Origin of the sequence: Streptosporangium sp. NPDC050855 (assembly GCF_044456585.1) — a bacterium.
Taxonomy (GTDB): Bacteria; Actinomycetota; Actinomycetes; order Streptosporangiales; family Streptosporangiaceae; genus Streptosporangium; species Streptosporangium longisporum.
On the sequence record NZ_JBITFY010000004.1, the window covers coordinates 105,977 to 131,340 of the forward strand.

The 25,364-nt window shown below is 71.9% G+C and carries 20 protein-coding genes; 6 read left to right on the top strand and 14 right to left on the bottom strand.

Features of this window, described 5'->3' with window-relative positions:
• Nucleotides 1-32: 32 nt before the first annotated feature.
• Entirely contained in the window at nucleotides 33-1,304 is a 1,272-nt protein-coding gene (locus ACIBCT_RS11250) for a glycosyltransferase (RefSeq protein ID WP_399187289.1), read from the bottom strand.
• 140 nt (nucleotides 1,305-1,444) lie between these two features.
• Here ACIBCT_RS11250 and ACIBCT_RS11255 point away from each other — a divergent pair, with 140 nt between their 5' ends.
• Nucleotides 1,445-2,053, top strand: coding sequence for a TetR/AcrR family transcriptional regulator (locus ACIBCT_RS11255; protein WP_399187292.1), 609 nt, complete (start codon nucleotides 1,445-1,447; stop codon nucleotides 2,051-2,053).
• Here the strand turns inward: ACIBCT_RS11255 and ACIBCT_RS11260 are convergent.
• The 4 genes from ACIBCT_RS11260 to ACIBCT_RS11275 are packed head-to-tail and all read right to left on the bottom strand — an operon-like array spanning nucleotide 2,047 to nucleotide 5,840.
• Nucleotides 2,047-3,072: an ABC transporter ATP-binding protein gene (locus tag ACIBCT_RS11260; RefSeq protein WP_399187294.1), complete on the bottom strand. Its 1,026-nt coding sequence runs from the start codon at nucleotides 3,070-3,072 to the stop codon at nucleotides 2,047-2,049. The two genes, ACIBCT_RS11255 and ACIBCT_RS11260, sit on opposite strands and share 7 nt — an antisense overlap.
• Nucleotides 3,072-3,845, bottom strand: a complete 774-nt coding sequence (locus ACIBCT_RS11265; RefSeq protein WP_399187296.1) for an ABC transporter permease — start codon at nucleotides 3,843-3,845, stop codon at nucleotides 3,072-3,074. Before ACIBCT_RS11265 ends, ACIBCT_RS11260 begins: the two co-directional genes overlap by 1 nt.
• Complete coding sequence (locus tag ACIBCT_RS11270; RefSeq protein WP_399187298.1) at nucleotides 3,838-4,689, bottom strand: ABC transporter permease; 852 nt, start codon at nucleotides 4,687-4,689, stop codon at nucleotides 3,838-3,840. The genes ACIBCT_RS11265 and ACIBCT_RS11270 overlap by 8 nt, the downstream gene beginning before the upstream one ends.
• A 26-nt stretch (nucleotides 4,690-4,715) precedes the next feature.
• Nucleotides 4,716-5,840 (bottom strand): spermidine/putrescine ABC transporter substrate-binding protein, encoded by a 1,125-nt coding sequence (locus tag ACIBCT_RS11275; protein ID WP_399187300.1) that lies wholly within the window; start codon nucleotides 5,838-5,840, stop codon nucleotides 4,716-4,718.
• Nucleotides 5,841-5,970: 130 nt separating this feature from the next.
• On the opposite strand from ACIBCT_RS11275, the gene ACIBCT_RS11280 reads away from it, so the two are divergent.
• Both ACIBCT_RS11280 and ACIBCT_RS11285 read left to right on the top strand, forming a co-directional pair.
• Nucleotides 5,971-7,176 carry a hypothetical protein gene (locus ACIBCT_RS11280; protein WP_399187302.1) on the top strand — a complete coding sequence of 402 codons (1,206 nt, stop codon included), beginning with the start codon at nucleotides 5,971-5,973 and terminating at the stop codon, nucleotides 7,174-7,176.
• Between the two features lie 139 nt (nucleotides 7,177-7,315).
• On the top strand, nucleotides 7,316-8,362 hold the full coding sequence (locus ACIBCT_RS11285) for an SIS domain-containing protein (protein ID WP_399187304.1): 1,047 nt from the start codon (nucleotides 7,316-7,318) through the stop codon (nucleotides 8,360-8,362).
• 146 nt (nucleotides 8,363-8,508) lie between these two features.
• Here ACIBCT_RS11285 and ACIBCT_RS11290 read toward each other — a convergent pair whose 3' ends face one another.
• The 9 genes from ACIBCT_RS11290 to ACIBCT_RS11330 form a co-directional block, all read right to left on the bottom strand.
• Nucleotides 8,509-8,919, bottom strand: a complete 411-nt coding sequence (locus tag ACIBCT_RS11290; protein WP_399187306.1) for a DUF742 domain-containing protein — start codon at nucleotides 8,917-8,919, stop codon at nucleotides 8,509-8,511.
• Between the two features lie 2 nt (nucleotides 8,920-8,921).
• Nucleotides 8,922-11,849: a nitrate- and nitrite sensing domain-containing protein gene (locus tag ACIBCT_RS11295; RefSeq protein ID WP_399187308.1), complete on the bottom strand. Its 2,928-nt coding sequence runs from the start codon at nucleotides 11,847-11,849 to the stop codon at nucleotides 8,922-8,924.
• Between the two features lie 830 nt (nucleotides 11,850-12,679).
• A complete protein-coding gene (locus ACIBCT_RS11300) occupies nucleotides 12,680-13,267 on the bottom strand; it encodes a GTP-binding protein (protein ID WP_399187310.1) in 588 nt (195 codons plus the stop codon).
• Complete coding sequence (locus ACIBCT_RS11305; protein ID WP_399187312.1) at nucleotides 13,248-13,610, bottom strand: DUF742 domain-containing protein; 363 nt, start codon at nucleotides 13,608-13,610, stop codon at nucleotides 13,248-13,250. The genes ACIBCT_RS11300 and ACIBCT_RS11305 overlap by 20 nt, the downstream gene beginning before the upstream one ends.
• A gap of 33 nt (nucleotides 13,611-13,643) precedes the next feature.
• Nucleotides 13,644-14,066, bottom strand: coding sequence for a roadblock/LC7 domain-containing protein (locus ACIBCT_RS11310; protein ID WP_399187314.1), 423 nt, complete (start codon nucleotides 14,064-14,066; stop codon nucleotides 13,644-13,646).
• The gene (locus ACIBCT_RS11315) at nucleotides 14,063-17,089 is read right to left on the bottom strand and encodes a nitrate- and nitrite sensing domain-containing protein (protein WP_399187316.1); all 3,027 of its coding nucleotides are present in this window, start codon (nucleotides 17,087-17,089) and stop codon (nucleotides 14,063-14,065) included. Before ACIBCT_RS11315 ends, ACIBCT_RS11310 begins: the two co-directional genes overlap by 4 nt.
• Nucleotides 17,090-17,217: 128 nt before the next feature.
• Nucleotides 17,218-19,494: a [protein-PII] uridylyltransferase gene (locus ACIBCT_RS11320; protein ID WP_399187317.1), complete on the bottom strand. Its 2,277-nt coding sequence runs from the start codon at nucleotides 19,492-19,494 to the stop codon at nucleotides 17,218-17,220.
• A gap of 3 nt (nucleotides 19,495-19,497) precedes the next feature.
• Nucleotides 19,498-19,836 (bottom strand): P-II family nitrogen regulator, encoded by a 339-nt coding sequence (locus ACIBCT_RS11325; RefSeq protein ID WP_399187319.1) that lies wholly within the window; start codon nucleotides 19,834-19,836, stop codon nucleotides 19,498-19,500.
• On the bottom strand, nucleotides 19,833-21,146 hold the full coding sequence (locus ACIBCT_RS11330) for an ammonium transporter (RefSeq protein WP_399187321.1): 1,314 nt from the start codon (nucleotides 21,144-21,146) through the stop codon (nucleotides 19,833-19,835). The genes ACIBCT_RS11325 and ACIBCT_RS11330 overlap by 4 nt, the downstream gene beginning before the upstream one ends.
• A 1,243-nt stretch (nucleotides 21,147-22,389) precedes the next feature.
• On the opposite strand from ACIBCT_RS11330, the gene ACIBCT_RS11335 reads away from it, so the two are divergent.
• The 3 genes from ACIBCT_RS11335 to ACIBCT_RS11345 all read left to right on the top strand — a co-directional run bounded on the left by ACIBCT_RS11335 (nucleotide 22,390) and on the right by ACIBCT_RS11345 (nucleotide 25,162).
• On the top strand, nucleotides 22,390-23,289 hold the full coding sequence (locus tag ACIBCT_RS11335; protein ID WP_399187323.1) for a DUF6010 family protein: 900 nt from the start codon (nucleotides 22,390-22,392) through the stop codon (nucleotides 23,287-23,289).
• Nucleotides 23,290-23,402: 113 nt separating this feature from the next.
• Nucleotides 23,403-24,557, top strand: coding sequence for a sensor histidine kinase (locus ACIBCT_RS11340; protein ID WP_399187325.1), 1,155 nt, complete (start codon nucleotides 23,403-23,405; stop codon nucleotides 24,555-24,557).
• Nucleotides 24,554-25,162, top strand: a complete 609-nt coding sequence (locus ACIBCT_RS11345; RefSeq protein WP_344888188.1) for a response regulator transcription factor — start codon at nucleotides 24,554-24,556, stop codon at nucleotides 25,160-25,162. Before ACIBCT_RS11340 ends, ACIBCT_RS11345 begins: the two co-directional genes overlap by 4 nt.
• Nucleotides 25,163-25,364 lie beyond the last annotated feature (202 nt).

The following is a 25,364-nucleotide window of genomic DNA, read 5'->3' on the forward strand; positions in this document are numbered from 1 at the left end:
GACTTCTCCCGTCGTGGTGGTGCGGGAAGCCGTCAGGCTCCGGCCCGCTCGATCAGGTCGGCGGCCCTGCGCAGGCCGTCCCGCCCGCGGATCTCGGCGCCCGCGGCGGCGAGCCGCTCGCGCAGCGCGGTGTCGCCCAGGAGGCGGTCCAGCGCTCCGGTGAGCTCCTCGTCGGTGAAGGCGTAGGTGGACAGCCGCACGCCGTAGCCGAGCTCGTGCATGCGCTGCGCGTTGTCGTACTGGTCCCAGAAGAGCGGCAGCAGGATCATCGGCTTGCCGAAGTGCAGCGCCTCGGTGACGGTGTTGTTGCCGCCGTGCGTGATGACCAGGTCCACCTGCGGGAGGATCGCGGTCTGCGGGACGAACTCGGCCCCCCACATGTTCTCGGCCAGCTTGATCTCCTCGTGCAGCGGGCCCTTGGAGACGATGAAGCGGTACGGGGTGGTCGCCAGCACGTCGATCACCCGCTGCATGAGCGAGACGTCCGCCGAGCCGAGCGAGCCCAGCGAGAAGTAGACGAGCGCGCCCTCGCGCGAGGCGAGCGGCTCCGGGATCTCGAACGTCCCCTCGGTCTCGCGCACCGAGGAGTCCAGCCGGTGCCAGGTGGGGCCCAGCGGGCGGGCGTCGGTGTAGTCGGCGATCTCCGGGAAGACGTACAGGTTCAGGTCGCCCTCGTGGATGAAGTCCAGGTCGGGCAGGGGCGGGGCGCCCTGGGCGACGACCCACTCGTTGAAGGCGGTCCAGATCTCGCGGTGGGTGCGGTCGTACTCGGCCTCGAAGGCCGCCCACTGCGAGCGGTCCCCGGCGGGCAGCCCGGAGAAGACCGGGGCCACGCCCTCGCCGCGCACCTCCAGCGGGTTGCACGAGACGATGCGGACGAACGGCTTCCCGGCCGTCAGCAGCGCCGGGAAGGTGATGACGTTGTCCTCGACGATGACGTCCGGCCGGACGCGGTCGATGATCTCCTTCAACTGAGGCTCGCTGTACCTGGCGCCGTCGATAAGGGCGTCCCAGATCGGCTTGGTGACCGTCTCCAACTGCTCCAGCGTGGACTTGCGGTATTCCGGGGCGGTGTCCCTGATGAAGTCCTTCCAGAACTGCCCGGCGTCCTGCTCCTCATCCGACGGAGGCGCGAGATCGACCAGATCCTCCTCGAATCCGAGGGCCTCCAATTTCCCCTTCCACGAGGCCTCAGCTGCGAAGACGACACGGTGACCGCGCTTACGAAGAATGTCACCGATGCCGATGCAGTTGTTCGTCGGCCCGTAGGCACTCTCCGGCATGAACAGGATCGTGAGAGACATCACGCCTCCTTGCGTCTAGGGGGTTGTGGCTTTTGAAAAACGGTTGAATTCCCGGCTGGTAAAAACCCCGGAAAAGGGTCACTATGGACCCCGGTACAGAACGCCGTCCTCAACGGGTGGCCTTCGACGAGCGGGGGAGCATGACGCGCAAGGGAAGGGCGGACCGGCGCCTGGATCTCATCGCGGCCGCGCACCGCGCGATCATCAGGTACGGCACCGAGGGCGTGCACCTCAACCATGTCGCCGAGGAGGCCGGGCTCACCTCCGGCGCCGTCCTCTACCACTACCCCCGCCTCGGCGAGCTGCTGGTCGACGCCCACCACGCCGGGATGGAGCGCTTCTACGAGCAGAGGCTCAAGCGGATCGCGGGCATGCGCGACCCCGCGGAGAAGCTGGTGGTCACCGTCCGCTCCGGGCTGCCGCACGGCCCGGACGACCCGGACGTGCGGCTGCTCAACGAGCTCGGCGGGGCCGCGTCCCGCAACAGGATGTACGCGCTCCTGCTGACCACCCTCTACGACCGCCAGGTCTCGCTCTACCAGAGCATCCTGGACACCGGCACCGCCCTGGGCACCTTCACCCTGTCCGGTGACTGCCTGACCGTCGCCCGCAACCTGGTCGCGCTCGAGGATGCGTACGGCTACCGCATAACGGCCCGCCACCCGGTGATCGGCCCGCAGGAGGCGGCGGACCTCATCCTCGACTACGCCAGGACCGCGACGGGTCACCCGCTCAAGTCGTCTCATTGAGGGATCAGCACCCCGTCCTCGTCCGTCCAGCCCAGCGCCACCGGCGAGCCGGCCTGGACCCGCGTGGCCCCCTGCACGGCCGCAAGCACCGGCGCCGGGCGCCCGGCCACCAGGACCGACACGTGCGAGACGCCGCCGTAGAAGCTCACGTCGACGACCTCGCCGCGCAGCACCCCGTCGGCGCCCAGCCGCAGCCGCTCGGGCCGCACCGCGAGCAGCGCGGGCGTGCCGTCGGGCAGCATGGACCTGCCGGGAAGGATGCCGAGCCCGTCCGCGGCCAGGCCGACCGAGCAGGCCCGGCCGGCGAAGAGGTTGTTGGCGCCGACGAAACCCGCGACGAACGGGGTGCGCGGGCGCTCGTACAGCTCGACCGGGGCGTCCACCTGCTCGACGCGGCCGGTGTCGAAGACCGCGATCCGGTCGGCCAGCGACATGGCCTCCTCCTGGTCGTGGGTGACCACGACGAAGGTGATGCCGACCTCGTGCTGCAGCCGCTTGAGCTCCAGCTGCATCTCCGCGCGCACCTTCTTGTCCAGCGCGGACAGCGGCTCGTCCAGCAGCAGCAGGCGCGGGCGTTTGACGATCGCGCGGGCCAGCGCGACCCGCTGCCGCTGACCGCCGGACAGCTGCTGCGGCCTGCGGGAGGCCATCGCGTCCAGGCCGACCTTCTCCAGCACCTCGCCGACCCTGCGGCGCACCTCGGAGCGGTCCAGCCGTTCCCGCTCCAGGCCGTAGGCCACGTTCTTGGCCACGGTCATGTGCGGGAAGAGCGCGTACGACTGGAACATCAGGTTGACCGGGCGGCGGTGGGCCGGCCTGGCGAGCAGGTCCTCGCCGTCGAGCGTGACGGTGCCCTCGTCGGGCGACTCGAAGCCCGCCAGGATCCGCAGGAGCGTCGTCTTGCCGCACCCGCTGGGGCCGAGCAGCGCGAAGAACTCGCCCTGCCGGATCTCCAGGGAGACGTCCGACAGCGCCGTGACGTCGCCGAAGCGGCGGCTGACACCCGTGATCTTCAGCATCAGGACAGGGACTCCGTCAGTCGGGTCATCCGCTGGGCCACGATCACCACGGTGAAGCTCACGAGCAGCAGCAGCGTGGCCAGCGCGTTGATCTCAGGGGTGACCCCGAAGCGGACCATTGAGTAGATGACGATGGGCAGGGTCGGCGTGGTGGGGGCCGCCGTGAAGAACGCGATGACGAACTCGTCGATGGACAGCGTGAACGCCAGCAGCGCCCCGGCCAGGATGCCCGGCGCGAGCTGCGGCAGCGTGACGCGGGTGAACGTGGTCAGCGGGGTCGCGCCCAGGTCCCTGGACGCCTCCTCCAGGGAGGTGTCGGCGTGGGTGAGCCGGGTGCGGACCACCGCGGTGACGAACGCCATGCCGAACACGGTGTGCGCCAGCAGCACCGAGTGCAGGCCCAGGGTCGAGCGGATCGTGGCGTAGAAGACCAGCAGGCCGATGCCGAGCACCAGGTCCGGCAGGACCGCGGGCAGCACGCTGAGCGCGTCCAGCGTCCGGGAGCGGGTGTGGCGGGCCAGGCCCACGGCGAGCAGGGTGCCCAGCACCGTGGCCAGCGCGGTGGAACCCGCGGCCACGATCAGCGTGTTGACCAGGCCCTCGCGGATCCTCTCGTCCTGGGCGAGTACGCCGTACCAGTCGAGGCTGAACCCCTCGTAGACGTAGGGGGACTCCCCGGCGTTGAACGACATCGCCACCAGCACGACGATCGGGGTGTAGAGGAAGAGGTACGAGAGCCAGAAGGGCACGTACAGCAGTCGGGATCTACGCACGTCGGGCACTCCAGGCCTGCAGCAGCAGCAGGACGACCAGCACGGCCAGCAGCGCCAGCACGAGGGTGGACCCGAACGGCCAGTCGCGCGCCTTGAGGAACTGGTCCCTGATCAGGTTGCCGACCATGATGGAACGGCCGCCGCCGAGCAGCTCGGGGATGATGAAGTTGCCGAAGCTCGGCACGAACACGAACAGGCAGCCGGTGAACACTCCCGGCAGGGTCAGCGGCAGCGTCACCGACGCGAACGTGCGCGCCGGCGAGGCGCCGAGGTTGGCCGAGGCCTCCCGCAGCTGCGGGTCCAGCCGCTCGATCGCCGCGTACAGCGGCAGCACCATCAGCGGCAGGTAGGAGTAGACCAGTCCGGCGACGATGGTGCCCCGGTTGTAGAGCAGCTCCAGCGGCCGGTCGATCAGCCCCAGGTCCAGCAGCGCGCTGTTGACCAGCCCGGGGCCGCTCAGCAGGACGATCCAGGCATAGATGCGGATCAGGAAGTTCGTCCAGAACGGCAGCACGATCGCGACCAGCGCGACCGTCTTCCACCTGCCCGGCAACCGGGCGATCAGGTAGGCCGTCGGGTAGCCGACCAGCAGGGTGATCAGCGTGGCGGCACCGGCCAGCTTCAGCGAGCCGACCAGCACCTCCAGGTAGAGCGGGTCCACCAGCCGGGTGAAGTTCTCCCCGGTCACCTCGTAGACGATCCCGCCGAAACGGCCCCTGCGGAACAGCGTGAAGGTGATCAGCAGCGCCAGCGGGACCAGCAGCAGGACGATCAGGTACGTCAGGCCCGGCCCCAGGAAGACGAGCCTGCCCAGGGCGCGCGACCGGCGCGTCCGTGACCTCACGGACGCGCCGGAAACGGTGGAACGTGTCACTGCTTGGTCGCGACCTCGGTCGCGAGCCTGGTGAACTTCACCGAGTCCTCGCCCAGGTCGATGATCGACTCACCCTTGAGCAGGTCGGACGGGGTCATCTGGAGCGGGGCGTTGTCGGCCTTGAGCTTGGCGTCCATGGCGTCCATGGCGGCCTTGTTCGGGACCTTGTAGAGGATGTTCTCCGCGGCCCAGCCGTGCACCTTCGGGTCCAGGATGTAGTTGATGAAGGCGTGCGCCGCCTCCTTGTTCTTGGAGGACTTCAGCACGACCATGGTGTCCACCCACAGGTCGCTGCCCTCCTGGGGCACCACGAACTTGATGTTCTTCTCGGTGGTCGGGCACCAGCCGTCCCACGCCTCGACCATCACGGCCTCGCCGCTCTTGAGCTTGTCGCCGAAGGTCGTGTCGTCGTAGCCCAGCAGCTTCGGCTTGGCCTTGAGCAGCTCGGCCTTGACCTTGGCGATCTCCTCGTCGCTGCGGGTGTTGACCGAGTAGCCCAGGGCCTTGATGGCGGGCAGGGCCAGCCAGCGCTCGGTGGTCATCATGGTGACCTTCTTGAGCGCCTCGGCCGGCGGGTCGAGGAGCTGCTTCCAGCTCGTCGGGGCGGTCTTCATCAGGTCGGACCGGTAGCAGATGCCGGTGGTGCCCCAGGTGTAGGGGACCGAGAAGACGTTGCCCTTGTCGTAGGAGAGTTCCTTGGCCTCGGGGTAGAGGTTCGCGAGGTTCGGGATCAGCTCGGGGTGCAGCGGCTCCAGCAGGCCGGCCTCGTTGAGGGCCTGGGCGTACTGGCCGGAGACGAAGGCCACGTCGAGGCCGGTGTCGGCCCCGCTGGTCAGCTTCGCCATGGCCGCTTCGTTGGTGTCGTGGAGCGTCACCTTGAGGTCGGTCTTGAGCTTGCTCTTGACCTCGCTCGCCAGTTCCTTGGGGGTGTACCCGTCCCAGACGGTGATGGTGACGCTCTGCTTGGACAGGTCGGCGTTGGGGTCGAGCTGCGCCGACGAGGCACCGGCGGCCGGGGCCGCCGCGGTGTCGGCGGGTTCCCCGCCACAGGCCGAGATCGCGAGCGCGAGGCCGGCGGCCAGGGCGGCGGCCGGAAGACGACGGATGTGAGTGCGGGGCACGGCCGCTACTCCTTAAGAATTCAGTGTAATTGGGGTAGACCGGCCGTAGGGGACACGGCAGACCAAAGCAGGAGTGTTGCAGTCAACATTAACTTGAGCAAGACTGCCCCCGACATCACCCCTGGAAAGTTTGATCCGTTTGTTAAATCCATGTTCAATCTGGGACAGGCTGGACACGGTTCCCGAGGCCGGCGACGGGCGGACCGCCGCCCTCCTCACCGCTCTGACCTGCGAGGACACCACTCCCTTCGCGGTACGGCACTTCCGGCCCCTCCCCGGCGAGATCGCCGGACGTCTTTCAATCGACACTCAATCGTCATCGGCCGCCGGGCCCTCCGGAACGGCCGAGCGGGGCTTCGACGTCGATCAGACCAACCGCTCCGTGGTCGTCGGCGAGCGGGTGGTGGTCAAGTGGCTCACCCCGCCCGCGCCGTTCCCCCAGCCCGCCCCGGACGTGTTCGCGCACCTGACGTCGGCCGGTTTCACCGCGACCGCCACGCCGTACGCGTCCGTGTCGCGCCGCGGCGCCGACGGCACCGAGTCGCTGGTCGCCCTGGTCACCGCCTACCTGCCCGAGGCCAGGGACGGCTGGGAGTGGTGCGTGGACGAGGCCGCCGCCGGGCGTACCGGCTTCGCCGCCGGCCTGGGCGCCCTCGCGGCCGACCTGCACGCGGCCCTGGCGACCCCCTCGCCGACCTTCCCCGACCCGGTACGGCACGCCGCGCCCGTGCCCGCCCCGGGGAAGGGGCCCTGGTGGCTCCGGGCGGACGAGGCGCTGCGGGAGGCCCTGGCCCTGACCGGCGGCGAGGACGGCGACTGGCTGGCGGCTCGCGCCGATGCGCTCCGCGCCGGCCTGGCCCCGCTGGCCGCCCCCGCCGCCGCCGCCGGTGGGACCGCCGGGGGCACGCCCGCCGGCACCCCGCTGATCCGCATCCACGGCGACCTGCACGTCGGCCAGGTGCTCCGCTGGCGGGACGGGTACGCAGTGATCGACTTCGACGGGAACCCGACCGTCACCGGCGCCGACCCCTTCCAGCCCGCCGCCCGCGACCTGGCCCAGCTCACCACCAGCCTGGAGCACGTCGGCCAGGTCGCGGTCCGGCGCCGCGACGCCCCCGCGCCGATGATCGCCGAATGGGCCGCCACGGCCCGCGCCGCCCTCCAGGCGGCCTACCTGGAGCGCCTGACCGCCCTGGGCCACGCCGCCCTGCTGGACCGTTCCCTGCTCGGCGCGTTCGAGATCGAGCAGGAGTGCCGCGAGCTGGTCTACGCCGCCCGGCACCTGCCCCGCTGGCGCTACGCCCCGATGGGCGTGCTGCGCTCCCGATACCCGTGACCGGCGCCGTTCCCCCGCGACCCGCGCCCTCGGCGTCTCCGGGGTCCCCGGGGGCCCCGCCCGCGTCCTCGTCCCCGAGACCCGCGTCCCCGTCCCCGTCCCCGACACCGGGGGACCCGTCCCCGCCGAAGGAGAGCACGTGATCCCCGACCTCTACCTCGCCGACCTGGAGGCCAAGCCCGCCGCGCTGGCCGGGCTGGCGGACGCCCTCGCGGCCGCGGACCCGTTCTCGGCGATCCCCGCGCGGATCCGGCGGGTGCTCCTGCTGGGCATGGGCAGTTCCCGCTACGCCGCCCGGGTGGCCGCGCTGCGCCTGCGATCGGCCGGGGTGGACGCGGTGGCCGAGTACGCCTCCGCCGCCGCCTCCTACCCGCCCGACCCCGGGACGCTGGTGGTCGCGATCTCCGCCACCGGCGGCAGCAGGGAGACCCTGGACGCGGTCGCCCGCCACCGGGGACGGTCCTTCGTGCTCGCGCTGACCAACGCCCCGGACTCACCCGTCACCGAGGGCGCCGACCTGGTGGTGCCGATGCTCGCGGGCGAGGAGCGCGGGGGCGTGTCCTGCCGGACGTTCCAGCACACCCTGGCCCTGCTGCTGGCGCTCGCCGACCGCCTCTCCCCCGCGGACCTCGGCCCCTCCGGCGATCCGGCCGTTCCCGCTGACCCCGTCGCTCCCGGTGATCCGGCCGCTCCCGGCGGTCTCGTCGCCTCCGGCCGGGACGTGCCCGGCCTGCTGCTGCGTACCGCCGAGGCCACCGCGGACCTGCTCGACCGGCGTGACGAGTGGCTGGCACCCGCGGCGGCCCTGCTCGACGGCCCGCACGGCGTCTACACGATCGCCCCGGCCGAACGCCTGTCCTCGGCCGAGCAGTCGGCCCTGATGTTCCGGGAGGGCCCGCGCAGGCCGGCCGACGCGTGCGAGACCGGCGACTGGGCCCACGTGGACGTCTACCTCACCAAGACCCTCGACTACCGCGCCGTCCTGTACCCCGGTTCCCGCTACGACGAGCAGGCCATGGACTGGATCCGGCAGCGCGGCTCCACCGTCCTGGCCGTCGGCGGCGAGGTGCCCGGCGTCGCGGACCGTGTCCGCTACCGGCACGACGACGAGCCCGACGTCGCGCTGCTGACCGAGACGCTGGTGGCCGAGCTCGTCGCGGCCCGCTGGTGGCTGGCCCAGGGCTGACGCCCGCCTCGGCGCCGGCGCTCGGCTCGGCGGCAACGCGCGGCTCGGCGCCGGCGGGCGGTATGGCGCGCGGCTCGGTGCCGGTGGGCGGCCGGTGGGCGGCCGGTGGGCGGCCCGGTGCGCGGCGCCGGTGGCCCGCGCGCCCGTCACAGGCGGTCCAGGCCGTTGAGGACGCGTTCCAGCAGGTCGGGACCGGGCCCGGCCGCGTCGAGCCGGGGACGATGGACCCGTACCAGGCCCTCGGCCTCCATGTCGGAGACCAGGACGCGGGTGACGCCCAGCGGGACGCCCAGCAGCGCGGAGATCTCCGCCACCGAGCGGATGCGCCGGCACAGGTCGCCGATCAGGCGGTACTCCCGCGCGTAGGACAGGCCGAGCCGGACCCCGGCCGAGGTCGAGACCAGCGCCTCCATGGCGAGCGTGGCACTGGGAACGGTGCGCCCGCCGGTCACCGCGTACAGCCGGACCAGCGAGCTCTCCTCCTCGACCGGCTCCCCGTACGCGGGACCGAGGCCGGAGGGGGAACGCTGCCCGGTCCCGTGGACGTCGCCCCACACGGTCACTCCTCCCGGTTCGTGAGCTCGTCGCGGGCCCTGCGCACGCCCCGCTGGAAGCCCGACATCCGCTCGCGCATCCGCTCGGCCGCGACCGGGGCCGCGTCCCGCTCCCGCGGCTGCGCCGGCCGGGCCCCGGGCCCAGGATGTGCGGGCTGTGCGGGCTGTGCGGGCTGTGGCACCGAACCCGGCACCAGGTTGGCCCCGGGAGTGCGCCGGGGCAGGCCGGCCGCGGTCGTACCGTCCCGCACGGGAGCGTTCGCCACCCGGGCCGCCCGCCAGCCGCCGTCACCCGGTGAGGACCAGGGCCGGGGCTCGGCGCGGGGCCCGTCCGGAGCGGCACCCGGACGCGGCGACGGCCCTGTGCCCGGACGGGACGGCGTCCCGGCACCCGGCTCGGACGGCGGGCCGGCCGCGTGATCCCCGGCGGGCGGAGCGACCCGGAACCAGCCCGACTCGACCGCCGCGAAGATCGGAAGGAAGTCGTCCTCCGCCGGTGGGACCCGCACCCTGGGCAACGGCCCGGTGTCCACCGAGTCCGGTCCATCGGCGGGGTCGTACAGGCCCGGGAGAGCACCGAACGGGTCGGCGAGGGGCGCGAACGGGTCCGGCGGCTCCCCGGGTCCGCCGGACGGGCGGAACCGCTCCACCGGCGGGCTCCACACGCTCGGCCCGGCAGACTCGGCGGCCCCGCCCCACGGGGGCATCGGCGGCGTCCGTACGCCGGGGCCGGCGGAGGTCACCGGCGCGGGGAGCGGCGAGCCCGGACCGTACGGGAACGACGGCCCGCCCACCCCCGCCGGGTCCCCGGGGAACGGCCCGGCCGCGTCCACCGGCCGGCCCGGGAACACTCCGGCCACATCCGCGGGATACCCCGGAAAGGGCCCGGCGTCGCCCGGGCCGTCCCCCGCCGGGAGGGCGGTCACCCCCGCAGGCAGGGCCACCGGGGGCCGCGCGGGGTCGTCCGGCAGGGCCGTGGCGGGTGGCTGGACGAGCAGCGACTCCGGGAGCATGACCATCGCGGTCAGGCCGGAGCCCTGGGGACGCAGCTGGACGCGGATGCCGTGCCTGGAGGCGAGGCGGCCGACCACGAACAGGCCCATGTGCCGGGCCACCGAGGCGTCGGCGGTCTGCGGACCGGCCAGGCGGTGGTTGAACCGCGCGATCTCCTCCGGGGTCATGCCGATGCCCTGGTCGGTCACGGAGACCATCACGCCGCCGTCCCCGCCGATCCTGGTGCTGGAGACCGTGACGCGGGTGCCGGCCTGCGAGAACGAGACGGCGTTCTCGACCAGCTCGGCCAGGAGGTGGACCACGTCGCTCACCGCGGGGCCCGCCACGGCCACCTCCGTCCGGACCAGGTTCGTCACCCTGTCGTAGCCCTCGACCTCCGACAGCGCGGCCCTGATCACGTCCATGAGCTCGACCGGCCTCCGCCAGCGCCGCGCCACCTCCTGCCCGGCGAGGACGAGCAGGTTCTCGCTGTTGCGGCGCATCCGGGTGGCGAGGTGGTCGAGCCTGAACAGGTCGGCCAGCCGCTGGTCGTCGCGCTCGCCGCGTTCCAGCCGCTCGACCAGGCTGAGCTGCCGCTCCACCAGTGTCTGGCTCCGCCGGGAGAGGTTGACGAACATCGCGTTCACGGTGTGGCGCAGCCTGGCCTCGTCCCCCGCCAGCCGCACGGCCTGCCGGTGGACCTCGTCGAACGCCCGGGCGACCTCGCCGATCTCGTCACGGCCCGGCACGCCGATCGGCGACACGTCCGCGGCGACCTCGCCGTCGCGCGACTCGCGGACCTTCTGCACGTACGCGGGCAGCCGCTCCCCCGCGACCTCCAGCGCCTCCCTGCGCAGCCGCCGCAGCGGCCCGACCAGGGAGCGCACCACGCCGACGGTGATGGCCAGCACGAGGGCCAGCAGGGCCGCGACGGACCCGGCCACCAGCAGCGCGTGGCTCCGCTCGGCCTCACCGAGGTACCGGCTGCGCGCCACGATCTCCTGGGCGTGCCGTTTCTCCACCTCGCGCATGGTGTCGACGACGGCGCCGGCCGCGTCGTACCACCCCTTGGCGTCGTCCTTCTCCGCGGGGTCCAGCCCTCTCAGGGTGGCCCCCGAGGCCGCGCGGAGCCGGACCAGCCCGCGCAGGCGCTCGGCCCGGTCGGCGACGGGGCCGTCGACGGTCTCGTCGAAGAGGCGACGCTCGCGTGCGGTGGCCTCGGCGGCGAAGGCCGCGCGCTCGTTGCGCTCGGCGGAGACGGCGCCGAGGAACCGTTCCAGCCGATCCTGCTCGAACCGGCCGGCCACGAGCACCACGGTCAGCAGCGCCCGCTGGAACGACAGGGCCTCCTTGGCGCGGGCGAGCGCGTTCAGGGTCAGCGCCTGCCCGAACAGGACGTCGTCGGCGCTGCCCTTGCCGAGCTCGCCGTACACCGAGAGCAGGTCGGTGATGACCGCGGTGTAGGCGGTGATGACCGCGTCGGACCGCATGGGAGCCCGCAGAGTCTGGTCGCGCAGCGTGCGCAGGCCGTCCAGGCGGGTGATCACGGTCTCGATCTCGGCGCGGGTACGGCCGCTGACCTCCTCCGCGAGCAGGACGCCGCTGTCGCGGACGCGTTCGGCCGCGCCGTCGACCAGATCCATCTGCGCCCGTACGTCCTCCAGGCCGCTCGCCGGGCGGTCGAGGGCGACGAACCACGCGGTGCTGCCGCGTTCCTCGGCCAGTTCATGGGTGAGGGTGCCGATATGGCCGCAGAACCGGGCCAGGTCGTTGACGCGCCGGTAGTCGTCGGCGGCGCGCATCGAGGAGATCACCCAGGCGGCACCGAGCAGCGCGGCGGCGATCGTGGGCACGAGGATGAGCGCGACGAGCCGCCGTCGCACCCGCCAGTTCCGCATGCGCAGGCTCTCGCCCACCGCATGGATCGTGTATCCGCTCACCGAACGCTGCCTCTCGGTGGATGAACCTCCTGGCCGAATTCCCTGATTCCGGCAATTCGAGCACATATCAACCTGTGAGGCCAAGCGAACACGAGCCAACAAACACGCATTTTTCTTGAAATGCATACTTCAGCCGATAGGCCCACCCACACCGGAAGTACTAATTCCGGTTGACCCAATTCTCCGATGAGGTGTTTTCGGACCGGGAACCTCTTTCCCTCCTTTCCCGATCGTCACAGGAACACCATCGGCGCACTCCTCTTCGGCGATCACAATGGCGCGGTTCCCGCCATTCCCCCGCGGTGACCGGCGGCGTCCGCCCTGGTCGGGCGCCACCCACCGCACCCGGCCCACGAGGTCACGCCCCCGAGGAGACCGGGACCGCCCCCGGCGGCACCGCCGGGAGGAACGGACCCGCGTCACGCGGGGAAAGGATCGCCGCCCGCGCGGGCCGGACCGGGAACAAGGGCGTCATCGGCGGTACGTCCCCGGCGGGCGGCGCAGGAAAGCCCCGGCGTCACCTCGACGCTTACACCCGTCGCCGGTCACCCACCGCCCGAAAAGAGCGGGCGGGACGAGCCGATTCCTCACCGGAGATCCGCGACGACGAGTTCCCGGCTCGCGATCCCGGCCTCCACGCCGAGGGCGTTCACGGGAACGGCGGGAAAGCACCGGCCGAGGTCACGGAACGCGCTCCGCGCCCCGTCCCGTCACCGGACCCGCCCTCGGACCCGCCACCGGACCACGCCATCGGCACCCGGCCGACGGCCCCCTCCCCGGAAGGCCCGTCCCCGTCCCGGCCCCGGCGTCACGTCCGGTTCCGGGACCTCCTACACCGACGTGCCGTACGCCGTGCGGACCCGCAGGACGTGCTCGACCAGGGTGATCAGGGTGCCCTTGACGGACTCGCGGGAGCGCGCGTCGGTCCGCACGACCGGGACGTGCGGGGCCAGCGTCAGCGCCTCGCGCACCTCGTCCTCGTCGTGGGGGAACTCCCCGTTCCAGCCGTTGATGCCCACGACGAAGGGGAGCCTGGCCTCCTCGAAGTAGTCGATCGCCGGGAAGCCGTCGGCCAGCCGCCGGGTGTCGATCAGGACCACCGCGCCGATCGCGCCGCGCACCAGGTCGTCCCACATGAACCAGAACCGGTGCTGGCCGGGCGTGCCGAACAGGTACAGGATCAGGTCGCGGTCCAGCGACAGTCGGCCGAAGTCCATCGCCACCGTGGTGGTGGTCTTGTGCGGCGTCAGCCCCAGATCGTCGACCCCGGCGCTGGCGTCGGTCATCACGGCCTCGGTGGTCAGCGGCACGATCTCCGACACCGACCCGACGAACGTGGTCTTGCCGACACCGAACCCGCCCGCGACAACGATCTTTGTTGACGTCAGGCCACCCTGGTTAGAGCCTGCGAAGTCCACTGAGCACCCTTTCGAGCATGTTGAGATCCGGCCGCCCCTCGTCGAGGTGCGGCTGGTGGATCCGGACGAAGCCCTCGTCGACCATATCCGCCACCAGTACGCGGGCCACGCCGAGCGGGACCCTCAGCAGCGCCGAGATCTCGGCGACCGACCGGTACGAGCGGCAGAGTCTGATGATCGCATCCTGCTCCGGCGTGAGCAGCGCCAGATCCTCCTCCATGATGAAGGAGGAGGAGACCAGTGTCTCGATCGCCAGATCGAAACGGGGTTCGGACCTGCCACCGGTGACGGCGTACGGGCGGAAGAGGGGCTCCTCGTCCCCGGTGGTGTCACCTCCGAGCACGGTCCCCTCCCGACGGCAGGCCGGACGCGGTCACTACCGGCCCCGGAAGGACTGCAGCTCGGCGCGGAGCGCGGGGGTGAGCACCTGGCCCACCCGCTCGACGAGCAGCGTCATCTGGTACGCCACCAGGCCCATGTCGCAGTCGGACGAGGCCAGCACGGCGAGGCAGGAACCGTCGCTGATGGCCGTCACCAGCAGCAGGCCGCGCTCCATCTCCACCACGGTCTGGGTGACGGCGCCTCCCTCGAACACCCGGGAGGCTCCCACGGTCAGGCTGAGCAGCCCGGCCGCGACCGCGGCGAGCTGGTCGGCCCGGTCCGCGGGGAACCCCTCCGAGCTCGCGATCCTCAGGCCGTCGGCGGAGACGCACACCGCGTGCGCGACGCCGGGCGTGCCACGGACGAACTCGGTGATCAACCAGTCGAACCTGCGCGCCTCATGACTCAGGGGCGTCACGAATCCTCCTCCTTCTCGTCCGGTCGCCCGGTGACGGTCTCGACCACTTCGGCACGGCCCCGCCGTACACCCTGCTGGAAGCTCGACAGGCGGCTGCGCACCCTCTCGGGTGAGAGCGACGGCACGGGGGAGGACGGCGCGACGGCGGCTCCCGGCACCAGGTTCGCCCGGGGGGTGCGCTTGGGCAGGCCCGCCGCGGTGATCCCGCCGAGCGAGGGGTCGCTCGCCGCCTGGGCGGCCCGCCACCCCGCGTCGGCGGGGGTGCTCCAGCCGCCCGGCCCGTCGTCGTCCGCCCGGGCCGCCTCCCGGACCGGCCCGGAATCCGGCGTACCGGCCGAAGGGGTGCCGCCCTCCCCGGCGGCCCCTTCCCCCGCGTGCCGGTCCTCGTCCGGCGCCGTCCCGTTCACCCCGGGCCCGCTCTCCGTCGTCCCGTTCGCCGTCGGACCGGGGAGCGCGTCCCTTCCGCCCTCCGGGCCCGGCCCCTCCGACGGCCGGCCCGGTCCCTCCCCGGCCGCCCGCTCATCCGGCTCGTCGGCCCGTCGGAACCAGGCCGACTCGATCGAGGCGAAGATGGGCAGGTACTCCTCCTGCTCGTTCTCGAACGGGGAGAGCCTCGCCGTAGGCATCGCCTCCGCGCTCCCGTCGTAGGGGAGCAGGTCCGGGCCGGACGGGACGGGAACGGGACCGTTCCCGCCGTCGATCTGGCGCTCGGGAAGGGGCGGACCGCTCACCGGGCCCGCGGGAGCCGCCCAGCCCTGCGGGGTGTGCTCCGCCGGCAGCGGGACCGAGCCGAACGAGGAGGCGTCCGGCAGTGACGCCTGCCCGAACGGATCCCCTCCGAGCGGGTGACGCCCGAACGGGGAATCCCCGGACGAATCGTGCCCGAACGAGGGATGCCCGGACGAGGAGAGCCCCGAAGGCACCTGCCCGGCCGGTGGCCGCCCGTACGGGTCCTGCTCGAACGAGGGGTGCCCTGGGAAGGGCTGCGCCGACGTCCGGGTCGGGAGGTCGTACGAGGCGTCCGGCTCCGCGCCCCAGGAGGGGGTCCGCACCGGCCGGACCTCCTGGATCACGATCTCCGAGGGGAACAGCACCATGGCGACGAGGCCGCCCCCCTCCTGCGGGCGCAGCTGGACCCGGATGCCGTGCCGCAGCGCCAGTCGGCCGACCACGAACAGTCCCATCCGGCGCGACACCGACACGTCCACCACGGGCGGGTCGGCCAGGCGGCGGTTCGTCTCGAAGAGCTCGTCGTGCGACATGCCGATGCCCTGGTCACTGACCGCGAGCAGCGCGCCGCCCCCCTCGATCATGCTGCTGGAGACCGTGATCCCGCCCTGCCGGGGCGAGAACTGGATGGCGTTCTCCACCAGCTCGGCGACCAGGTGCACGACGTCGTTGACCGCGCTGCCCGCGATCGAGATCGTCCGGTGCACCCTGACCTGGACGCGCTCGTACCCCTCGACCTCCGACAGGGAGGCGCGGACGACGTCGATGAGCTCGGCAGGCCGGGTGCGCCTGCGGGCCGGCTCGTGACCGGCGAGGACCAGGAGGTTCTCGGAGTTGCGCCGCATCCGGGTGGCGAGGTGGTCGAGCCTGAACAGGTCGGCCAGGCGTCCGCCGTCCTCCTCGGTCTTCTCCAGGCCGTCGATGAGCGAGATCTGCCGTTCGACCAGGGTCTGCGTGCGGCGCGACAGGTTGACGAACATCGCGTTGATGTTGGAGCGGAGCTCGGACTCCTCCGCGGCCAGCCGGATCGCCTGCCGGTGGACCTCGTCGAACGCCTTGGCGACCTCGCCGATCTCGTCGGTGGTCCCGACGGAGATGGGGGCGATCTCGGGCGCGCGCGCCTCACCGGAGAGCCTCAGGTGACGTACGGCCTCGGGAAGCCTGAAGCCGGCGACCTCCAGCGCCTCGGCCCGCAGCCGGCGCAGCGGCGTCACCATCGACCGGGCGATGACGACCGTCAGGCCGAGGACCAGCAGGAGCAGCAGCAGGATCAGGGCGGACGCGATGATCGTGTTGCGCTGCTCGGTCTCCTCCAGCATGCGGGCCCGCAGGACCACGGAGGCGGCGACCTCGGTCTCGACCTTCCGCATCCGCTCCAGGATCGTGGAGTTGTCCGAGAACCACTGCCTGACCTCGTCGAAGTCCGAGAGCAGCCGCCCGGTGTGGTCGGGATCCCCGGCCAGGACGATCGCCCTGGCCTTGGTCAGCTCGGCCCGGTACACCCGTTCGTCGACCAGCGCGGCGGCCAGGAGCCGGGCGTTGGCCGGGCTCGCCTCGACGCTGAAGTCCGTCCTGTACTCCTCCATCCGGGAACGGGAGGCGATGAACTTCTCGACCTCCTGCGCGTTGACCAGCGCGGGCGCGTAGTACCCGGCCAGCAGGCGGGCGCGCTGCCGGGAGACCTCCTCCTTGGCGTACGCCAGCGCGCTGAGCGCGCGGGTGTCACCGATGATCTCCTCGTCGTCGCTGACCAGCGTGAGCTCCTCGTGGAGCCGGAGCAGCGGGGAGATCATGAAACTGTATCGTTCCAAACGCGTCGTGCCCGGCAGCCGGCGCAGTTCCTCCAGGCCCTTGAGCTGGTAGGTCACGTCCTTTGCCGCATCGACGACCCGGGACCCGTAGGAGTCGTCGATCGTCGCGACGGCGGGCAGCACCTTCGCGACCAGCGCGTCCACGGCCGCGCGCTGCGCGTCGGCGCTCTCCTTCAGGCTCGCGGTGGAGGGCTGGAAGGAGGCCCACGCTCCCTTGTCACGTTCCGATCCGAGGGCCTGGGCGAGATCGCGCAGGGCTCCCGAGTGCTCGGCCGCGACGGCGGTGCGCCGGTATCCGGCCACACCGTCGACGGAGGCCGCCACGCGTGTGCCGGCGAGCACGACGCCCACCGCGGTCGGCACCAGGATCAGGGCCGTGAGACGCGAGCGCACCCGCCAGTTCCTCAGGCCGAAGCGGGCGGCAGGCCGCCTGCCGCCGTCGGACGCCGGGGGCCGGGGGCTCTCGGATGTGGCCGTCGTCACCGCTCTCGCTACTCCTCAATCACGACACAAGTGGACAATATGAGACCACAAGGTCACGCATAAGAATCAGCAAAACCGACATACCGACTTTAATCGTTACGAAGGCGACGAGAAGTGGGCCGTCCCGCTCATCGCAGGGCGGCCAGCACCTGATCTCGCACCTGCGCCCGCTGGACCTCGTCGGTCAGCGGGCGACCGGCTCTGTCGACCACGTAGAAGACGTCAACCGCCTCTGCGCCGAGAGTCTCTACACGGGCAGCCCGTACGTCAAGGCCACATTCACCAAATGCTCTACCTATCCTCCACAAAAGCCCCGGACGGTCATGCGCGCGCACCTCGATGACGGTCGCCGTGTTCGACGCGTCGTCCACCAGGTTCACCCGGGGCGGCGCCACCGGCACCCGGGTCGGGCGCATCGACCTGGTCCTCCTGGCCAGGCGCTGCTCGATGTCGAGCCTGCCGGCCAGGACCAGCCTCAGATCGGCCTCCAACGTCGCCGGATCGGGCGGGGAACCGTACTCGGGGATCACCGAGAACTCGATCACCGCGGTCGTCCCGGCCGACGCGGCCGACGCGGCGCGGACCACCATCCGGTGCGCGGCCAGCACCCCGGCGGCACGCCAGAGCAGCCCGGAACGGTCCGGCGCGACCACGGTGACCGCTCCCCCGTTGACCCGCACGGCGCCGCCACCGTGACGCGCCAGGGACGCCTGCTCCACCGAGAGCGAGGGCGCCGGCCGCAACGGGGTGCCCGCGAGCGCCGAACGGACCCGGCGCACCAGGTCGGCGACCAGGGATGCCTTCCAGGAGTTCCAGGCGGCGGGACCGGTGGCGTGGCCGTCGGCCACGGCCAGGGCCGCCAGCAGTTCGAGGACCTCGCGCGAGCCGACCGCCCCGGCCACCCGGGAGATGGTCACCGGATCGTCCAGGTCACGGCGGGTCGCGGTCTCGGGCAGCAGGAGGTGGTGGCGGACCACGGTCTCCAGGACCTCGACGTCCGCCGAGGACAGGCCCATCCGGGTCCCGATGTCACGGGCGACCACGGCACCGGTGGTGGAGTGGTCCCCGGGATAGCCCTTGCCGATGTCGTGCAGCAGCGCCGAGATGAGCAGCAGGTCCGGCCGGGACACCTCGCGGGTGAACGACGCCGCCCCGGCCGCGGTCTCGATCAGATGCCGGTCGACGGTGTAGCGGTGCACCGGGTTGCGCTGCGGGCGGTGCCGGACCCGCTCCCAGTCGGGCAGCAGGCGGACCAGCATCCCCGCCTGGTCCAGTTCCTCCCAGACCGGCACGGCCGCGCGCCCCGCGCCCAGCAGCGCCACCAGCGCGTCGCGCGCCTCGTCCGGCCAGGGGATGGGCAGCGGCGGTGACTGCGTGGCCAGGGCCGTGACCGTGGCGGGCGCCAGCGGGAGCCCGGCCTCGGCCGCCGCGGCGGCGGCGCGCAGCACCAGGACCGGGTCCTTGCGCGGGCTGACCCCGCGGGCGAGCACGACCTCCCCGCCGTGCTCGACGACCCCGTCGGCCAGCGGACGACGCCCGCGCGGCGTGGGCCCGGCCAGCAACCGGTCGACGGTACGCCAGGTGGCGTCGAAGGAGTGCCCGATCGTCCTGGCCGCCTCGGCGAGCCTGCGCATCAACGCCTCGGCGTCGAGCAGTCCGAGCATCCCGGCCACCGCGTCCTGCTCCTGGAGCACCAGCCGGTCGGCGCCGCGCGCGGTCACCAGGTGCAGGCCGTGCCGGACGTCGAGCAGGATCTCGTACGCCTCGCGGACCCTCGGCCCCGGGGCCGAGGCGACCCAGGCGGCCGCGACCGCCTGCATCGCCTGCACGTCGCGCAGGCCGCCGCGGGAGTCCTTCAGGTCGGGCTCCAGCAGGAACGCCAGCTCCCCGCTGGCCTCGGCCCGCTTGTCCGAGGCGTCGCGCAGCTCGCCCAGGCGGCGCCGGGAGTCGGCCCGCCACTCGGCGAGCACGATCTCGCGGGCCGACCGCGTCAGCTCCGGGTCCCCGGCCACGTGCCGGGCCTGGATCAGCCCGAGGACGGCCTTGAGATCCTCCCGGGCGACCTTGGCCGCCTCGTCCACCGTCCGTACCGAATGGTCCAGGCCCACCCCGGAGTCCCAGATGGGGTACCAGATCCGGTCGGCGATGCGCGCCACGTCGTCCCGCCCGTCGTGCAGCAGGACCAGGTCCAGGTCGCTGCCGGGGGCGAGCTCGGACCGCCCCAGGCTCCCGACCGCGACGAGCGCGACCCCGCCGAGGGCGCCGCGCTCGTCGTTTCTCGTCGTTCCCCCGCCTGCCCCGTACGGTGTGCCGCAGGCGGTCCGGACCAGGTCCGTCAGCCAGCGGTCGATGTCCGCGGCCCGCTCCCTGCGGGCCGCGGCGTACGAGCGAGTGTCGCCTCTCACCGGCTAGAGCGCCTCGGGTCCGCGTTCCCCGGTGCGGACCCGGACCACCGAGTCCACCGGGACGGACCAGACCTTGCCGTCACCGATCTTGCCGGTCTGCGCGGCCTTGACGATGACGTCGATCACGTCGTCGGCGTCCTCCTCCTCGGCGAGCACCTCCAGGCGGACCTTGGGCACCAGGTCGACCTGGTACTCCGCGCCCCGGTAGACCTCGGTGTGCCCGCGCTGGCGGCCGTAGCCGCTGGCCTCGCTGACCGTCATTCCCTTGACCCCGAACTGTTCCAGGGCCGCCTTCACGTCATCGAGCTTGAACGGCTTGATGATCGCGGTGATGAGTCTCATGCGTCCACCTTCTTAGACGCCGGGGTGGGGACCGGTCCGTTGACGGCGGCCACACCCGAGGAGTGGATGGTACCGAGGTCGTAACCGGTCTCGGCGTGGGAGGTGATGTCGACGCCGGTGATCTCTTCCTCGACGCCGATCCTGAAGCCCATCACCTTATCGATGATCTTCGCGATGATCCAGGTGACGATGAAGGAGTACGCGCCGACCGCGACCGGGCCGAGGATCTGCAGGCCCAGCTGCTTCAGGCCACCACCGTAGAACAGGCCCTTGCTCTGCTGGTCGAGGAAGGGGTAGGCCGCGAGGAAGCCCAGGGAGACCGCGCCGACCACACCGCCGACCAGGTGCACGCCGACCACGTCGAGGGAGTCGTCGTAGCCGAAGCGGTACTTCAGGCCCACCGCGAAGGCGCAGGCCGCACCGGCCAGCAGGCCGATGACCAGGGCCGCCCACGGGTCGACGAAACCACAGGCCGGGGTGATGGCGACCAGGCCGGCGACGGCGCCGGAGGCGACGCCGAGGCTGGTGGCGTGCCCGTCGCGGATCTTCTCGACCAGGATCCAGGCACCGGCGGCGACCGCGGCGGCGATCTGGGTGTTCATGAAGGCCAGACCGGCGGTACCGTCGACCGCGAGCTCGGAACCGGCGTTGAAGCCGAACCAGCCGAACCACAGCAGGGCCGCGCCCAGCAGGACCAGGGTCAGGTTGTGCGGCCGCATCGGCTCCTTGCGCCAGCCGGCGCGCTTGCCGATCACGAGCGCGAGGGCCAGTGCCGCGGCTCCCGCGTTGATGTGGACCACGGTGCCACCGGCGAAGTCCTCGATGCCGAGGTTGAACAGCCAGCCGTTGCCCCAGACCCAGTGGGCGACGGGGAAGTAGACGATCGTCGCCCAGACCACGGTGAACAGCACCCAGGCGCCGAACTTGGCGCGGTCGGCGATGGCACCGCTGATCAGCGCGACGGTGATGATCGCGAAGGTGAGCTGGAAGGCCGAGAACACCAGGCTCGGCATGCCGGTGCCGTCATCCTTGGTGGCGGTGTCCACGAGGCTCTGCAGCCCGAGTGCGTCGAAGCCGCCGACGAACTTGTTGACGATCTCGCTGCCGTTGTCCGTGAAGGTCAGCGAGTGCCCGTACAGCACCCAGACGGTGGTCACGGTGATGATGCTGGCGAACGACATCATCATCATGTTCAGGACGCTCTTGGCCCTGGTCATGCCCCCGTAGAAGAACGCAAGACCCGGCGTCATCAGCAACACCAGCGCGGTGGCTGTGAGCATCCAGGCAGTGGTGCCGCTATCGATCTTCATTCGACGCGACCCTCCCTTACAAATGGCGTTTGGCCGGTTTCACAAGTCGCAGTGATCGCTTCCTGGGCTCCATCGACCGGCCGCGCACTGACGTTGCGCCACAGCGTGTTCTTCCACCGTTTCAGGGTGCGACCTTGCGTGTTTCGCATCTGTGAATCTCAGCCCCATGGTGTTTCGGGAGCGTTTCGGACGATACGCGGCTTGACTTTGAGATGACCCGAAGAGCGCCTTGCGAGTGTTCCCTCCAGGTTCCGGCGACCGTGCGCGACCGGTTCCCCGGCAGCGGCCATTCCTTCCCTACCCAGGGGAGCGGCCCGGCGTACCCCTGGTGAGCAGTGGGGATCTCCGAACGGAACGATCACCCGGGAACGGCCGGATGGCTCGTCCCGTCGGTTTCCTTCGGGCATGTTCGGAAACGTCACACGGGGTTTCGGTCCTTGCTGATCCGCGCTCGGTGGTTTCGGTCTGCCGATCACCGTGGTTCGTGGTCGGTGTTCGTGGTCGGTGTTCGTGGTCGGTGTTCGTGGTCGGTGTTCGTGGTCGGTGTTCGTGGTCGGTGTTCGTGGTCGGTGTTCGTGGTCGGTGTTCGTGGCCGCTGCGGTGGGCGGGTGTTCCGGCCGGCCGTTCGGGTGGGGCTCTGGTGGTCTCGGCCTTCGGCCGTTCGGGCGCGGTGGTCGCGGGCTTTTATACGCCGGCCGGAACACCCGCCCACCTCCGCTTCACGGCGTCGGTCGGTGGGGGTGCGGGCCGTAGTGGCTTTCTTTCGGGCCGCCCAGGGGGCCGTGGGTGGCTGAAGCGATCCGTACGGGCCCTTGAGGGTGGGTCGCCGTGGCTGAAGCGCGGGTGCGGAAAGGAGCGCAGGGCCGGGCCGCGTGAGAGCGGGTGCTCCACTGCGCCGCCCTTTCTCGCCGCACGACGCATCCACGAGGTGCAGGGCACCACGGGTGGCAGGGCACACGGATGGCAGGGCACCACGGGTCGCAGGGCTGCAGGGCCTACGGGGCCTACGGGGCCGACGGGACGCGGAACATGGAGAACGGGATGCGGAACGTGGTCTGAGACTTGTTCACGACGGAGGAAGACTCCCCTTCTCGAATTCCGCCGTCCTCGCCCACATCCTCGGCACCGCCGAGGCGATCGATGGGTGGGCCGAGCGTTCACGGGTCGGAGGTGCGATCCGCATGGTCGATCGGTGACATGACGAGGGTGGGGGCTGCGCGCCGCCGCCCGCACCCTTGGATCCATGAAAACCAAAACGGACATCACCGCAGCCGACACGTCGCGCCCCCCGGGCGCCCGCCCCTCCTTCCGGACCTCAGGCCGCTGGCACTTCGCGTGGCACTTCGCCGAGATGGTGATCGCGATGATCGCCGGGATGCTGCTGTTCGGCCAGGTGTGGGAGGTCGTCTCCCCGCTGCTCGGCTGGTCCGACGCGCTCGCACGCGCCGACCTCGCCGCCCTGGTGATGGCCACCGACATGACCCTGGGCATGGCGATCTGGATGCGCGTCCGCGGCCACGACTGGCCGCGCATCGCCGAGATGGGCGCGGCGATGTTCGTCCCGTTCCTCGTGCTGCTCGTCCCGTTCTGGACCGGGGCGCTGTCCGGCGACGGTCTCATGATCGGCGGGCACCTGCTGATGCTCCCCGCCATGCTCGTCGCGATGCTGCTCCGCCGGAAGGAGTACAGCCGGCCGCACCGCCGTCCCGCCTGCCCGGCGCCGCCGGCCGACGCCGGCACCGGCCGGCGGATCACGGCCTGGCTGGTGCACCGGTGGCCGTCGTGGCTGGCCCTGGTGATCACCATCGACAGCTGGGGCTCGTCCTCCGCCCCGCCGCCGTGGATACTCGTGATCCTCGCCGGCGCCTACCTGGTCATCGGCGCCGCCCGGAAGCACCTGCGGGAGCCGGGCGTGCTCGCGCGCCAGCTGGGGGTGTTCGCCGTCTACGTGGCGCTGGCCGCGGTGGCGACGTCGGTGGGCGGAAACCTCTCCCTCTACCTGGTGGCCGCCGGCTGGCTCGCCCACGCGGGGTGGGACATCATCCACTACCGTGCCGACAAGGTCGTCCCGCGAGCGTACGCCGAGGCGTGCATCGTCATCGACACGATCATCGGCCTGACCATCCTCCTCATGCTGTGGTGAGGGCCGCCGCCCCGGCCTCCCCACCGGTCGCCGCCCGCGCCGGTACGGTCCCCGGACCGGCGCGGGGCCGTACCGGACCGAGATGACCGTCCGCACCGGCCCAGGGAAGAACCATGCGACGAACTACAATCACCGGTGTGTTCCAGCAGCGGCTGCGATGGGTCAGGGTGGCGACCCTGGGCTCGCTGGCCACCGCCGTGCTCATGACTCTGATCATGCCGAGCATCGGTCTCGGCAGGGAGACCGATCCGCTGCGGATCGCGCTCGGCGCCACGGGCATCCTCGTCTTCGCCGCGGCGCAGGCCGCGGTCCTGTACGCCGCGGTCACGCCGTCGCTGTCGCAGGCCGTTCACCGCCGGCTGCTGGCGGGGTTCGCGACGGCGGCGGCGCTGTCGATCCCGATGACCGCCCCGCTGGGGGGTGGCGACTGGAGGACGTGGGCGTGGGTGGGCGCCTCGATCGTCGGCACCGCGCCCCTGCTCGGCGGGCGGGCCACGGCGGGCGCGGTCATCGCCGCGGCCGTCGCCGTCTCCGGCGCCGTGAGCTGGTGGAGCGGCGGGTCCCTCGTCGAGTATCTGGTGATAACCGTCGGCTTCGGGATGATGACCGTCGGCGTCACCGGTCTGCACGCCTGGCTGTGGAACATCCTGATCGCCACCCAGGAGGAACACTCCGCGCAGGAGCGGCTGACCGCCGCCCGGGAACGGCTGCGGTTCGGGCGCGACGTACACGACCTGCTCGGCCACACTCTCTCGGTGATCGCCCTGAAGGCCGAGCTGGCCGAGAGGCTCGTCTCCGTCGACGCCGCCCGCGCCGAGCGGGAGGCCGCGGACGTGCGCCTGCTGGCCGCCTCCGCGCTCGCCGACCTCCGGAAGGCGGTGCACGGGTACCGCACGGTCGATCTCCGCGGTGAGCTCGACGAGGTCTCGCGGGTCCTCCGTTCCTCGGGGATACGGTGCACGGTCACCGACCGGACCGGCGACCTGCCGGTCGACGTCGCCGTCCCGCTCAGCATGGTCCTGCGTGAGGCCGGCACCAACGTCCTCAGGCACAGCACGGCGAGCTGGTGCTCGATAGAGCTGTCCCGCCACGATGACGAGGTGCGGATGACCGTGACCAACGACGGGGCCGCCGCCGTGCGGCCCGACCGTCACAGCTCCGGGCTGCGCGGCCTGCGGGAACGCCTCGCCGAGACGGGCGGCACGCTGGACGTCCGCGCCGACGGCGGATTGTTCGTCCTGGAGTCGGCCATGCCGGTGACCTCATGATCAGAGTGCTCCTCGCCGACGACGAGGAGCTGATCAGAACGGCCCTGGCCGCCCTGGTGTCCCTCGAGGCCGACCTGGAGGTGGTGGCCCAGGCCGGCGACGGTCGCGCGGCCGTGGAGGAGGCGCTGGCCCACCGCCCCGACGTCGCCGTGGTCGACCTGCAGATGCCCCGGCTGGACGGCGTCGGCGTCGCCGCCGAGATCTCCAGGGCGCTGCCCACCTGCGCGGTGATCATCCTCACCGGGTACGGCAAGCCCTCGATGCTGAAGCGTGCGCTGGACGCCGGGGCCAAGGGCTTCCTGCCCAAGGGCTCGCCCGGCGGACAGCTCGCCGACGTGATCAGACGGGTCCACCGGGGGAGCCGGTACGTGGACCCGGCGATGGCCGCCGACGCGCTGACCGCGCCCCCGTGCCCGTTGACCCCGCGGGAGCTGGAGGTGCTGCGGCTCGCGGAGCTCGACACCCCGGTGGCGGTGATCGCCCGGCGCACCCACCTGTCCCCCGGAACGGTCCGCAACCACCTGAGCGCCATCGTGACCAAGCTCGGCGCCGCCGGCCGCGCCGACGCCGCCCGGATCGCCGTCGACAACGGCTGGCTCCCCTGACGGCCTCACCACCCGTCGTGATCACCGTCAAGGACCCACCGCCACTGCTCGACGAAGCCCGATGCCCTGCACCTCGTGGATGCGTCGTGCGGCGCGAAAGGGCGGCGCAGTGGAGCACCCGCTCTCACGCGGCCCGGCCCTGCGCTCCTTTCCGCACCCGCGCTTCAGCCACGGCGACCCGCCCTCATGGGCCCGTACGGAT

Bases quoted from the DNA above. Each gene is read 5' to 3' on its own strand.
- ACIBCT_RS11250 (WP_399187289.1), bottom strand. From the start codon at position 1,304: ATGTCTCTCACGATCCTGTTCATGCCGGAGAGTGCCTACGGGCCGACG.
- ACIBCT_RS11255 (WP_399187292.1), top strand. From the start codon at position 1,445: ATGACGCGCAAGGGAAGGGCGGACCGGCGCCTGGATCTCATCGCGGCC.
- ACIBCT_RS11260 (WP_399187294.1), bottom strand. From the start codon at position 3,072: ATGCTGAAGATCACGGGTGTCAGCCGCCGCTTCGGCGACGTCACGGCG.
- ACIBCT_RS11325 (WP_399187319.1), bottom strand. From the start codon at position 19,836: ATGAGACTCATCACCGCGATCATCAAGCCGTTCAAGCTCGATGACGTG.
- ACIBCT_RS11330 (WP_399187321.1), bottom strand. From the start codon at position 21,146: ATGAAGATCGATAGCGGCACCACTGCCTGGATGCTCACAGCCACCGCG.
- ACIBCT_RS11335 (WP_399187323.1), top strand. From the start codon at position 22,390: ATGAAAACCAAAACGGACATCACCGCAGCCGACACGTCGCGCCCCCCG.
- ACIBCT_RS11340 (WP_399187325.1), top strand. From the start codon at position 23,403: ATGCGACGAACTACAATCACCGGTGTGTTCCAGCAGCGGCTGCGATGG.
- ACIBCT_RS11345 (WP_344888188.1), top strand. From the start codon at position 24,554: ATGATCAGAGTGCTCCTCGCCGACGACGAGGAGCTGATCAGAACGGCC.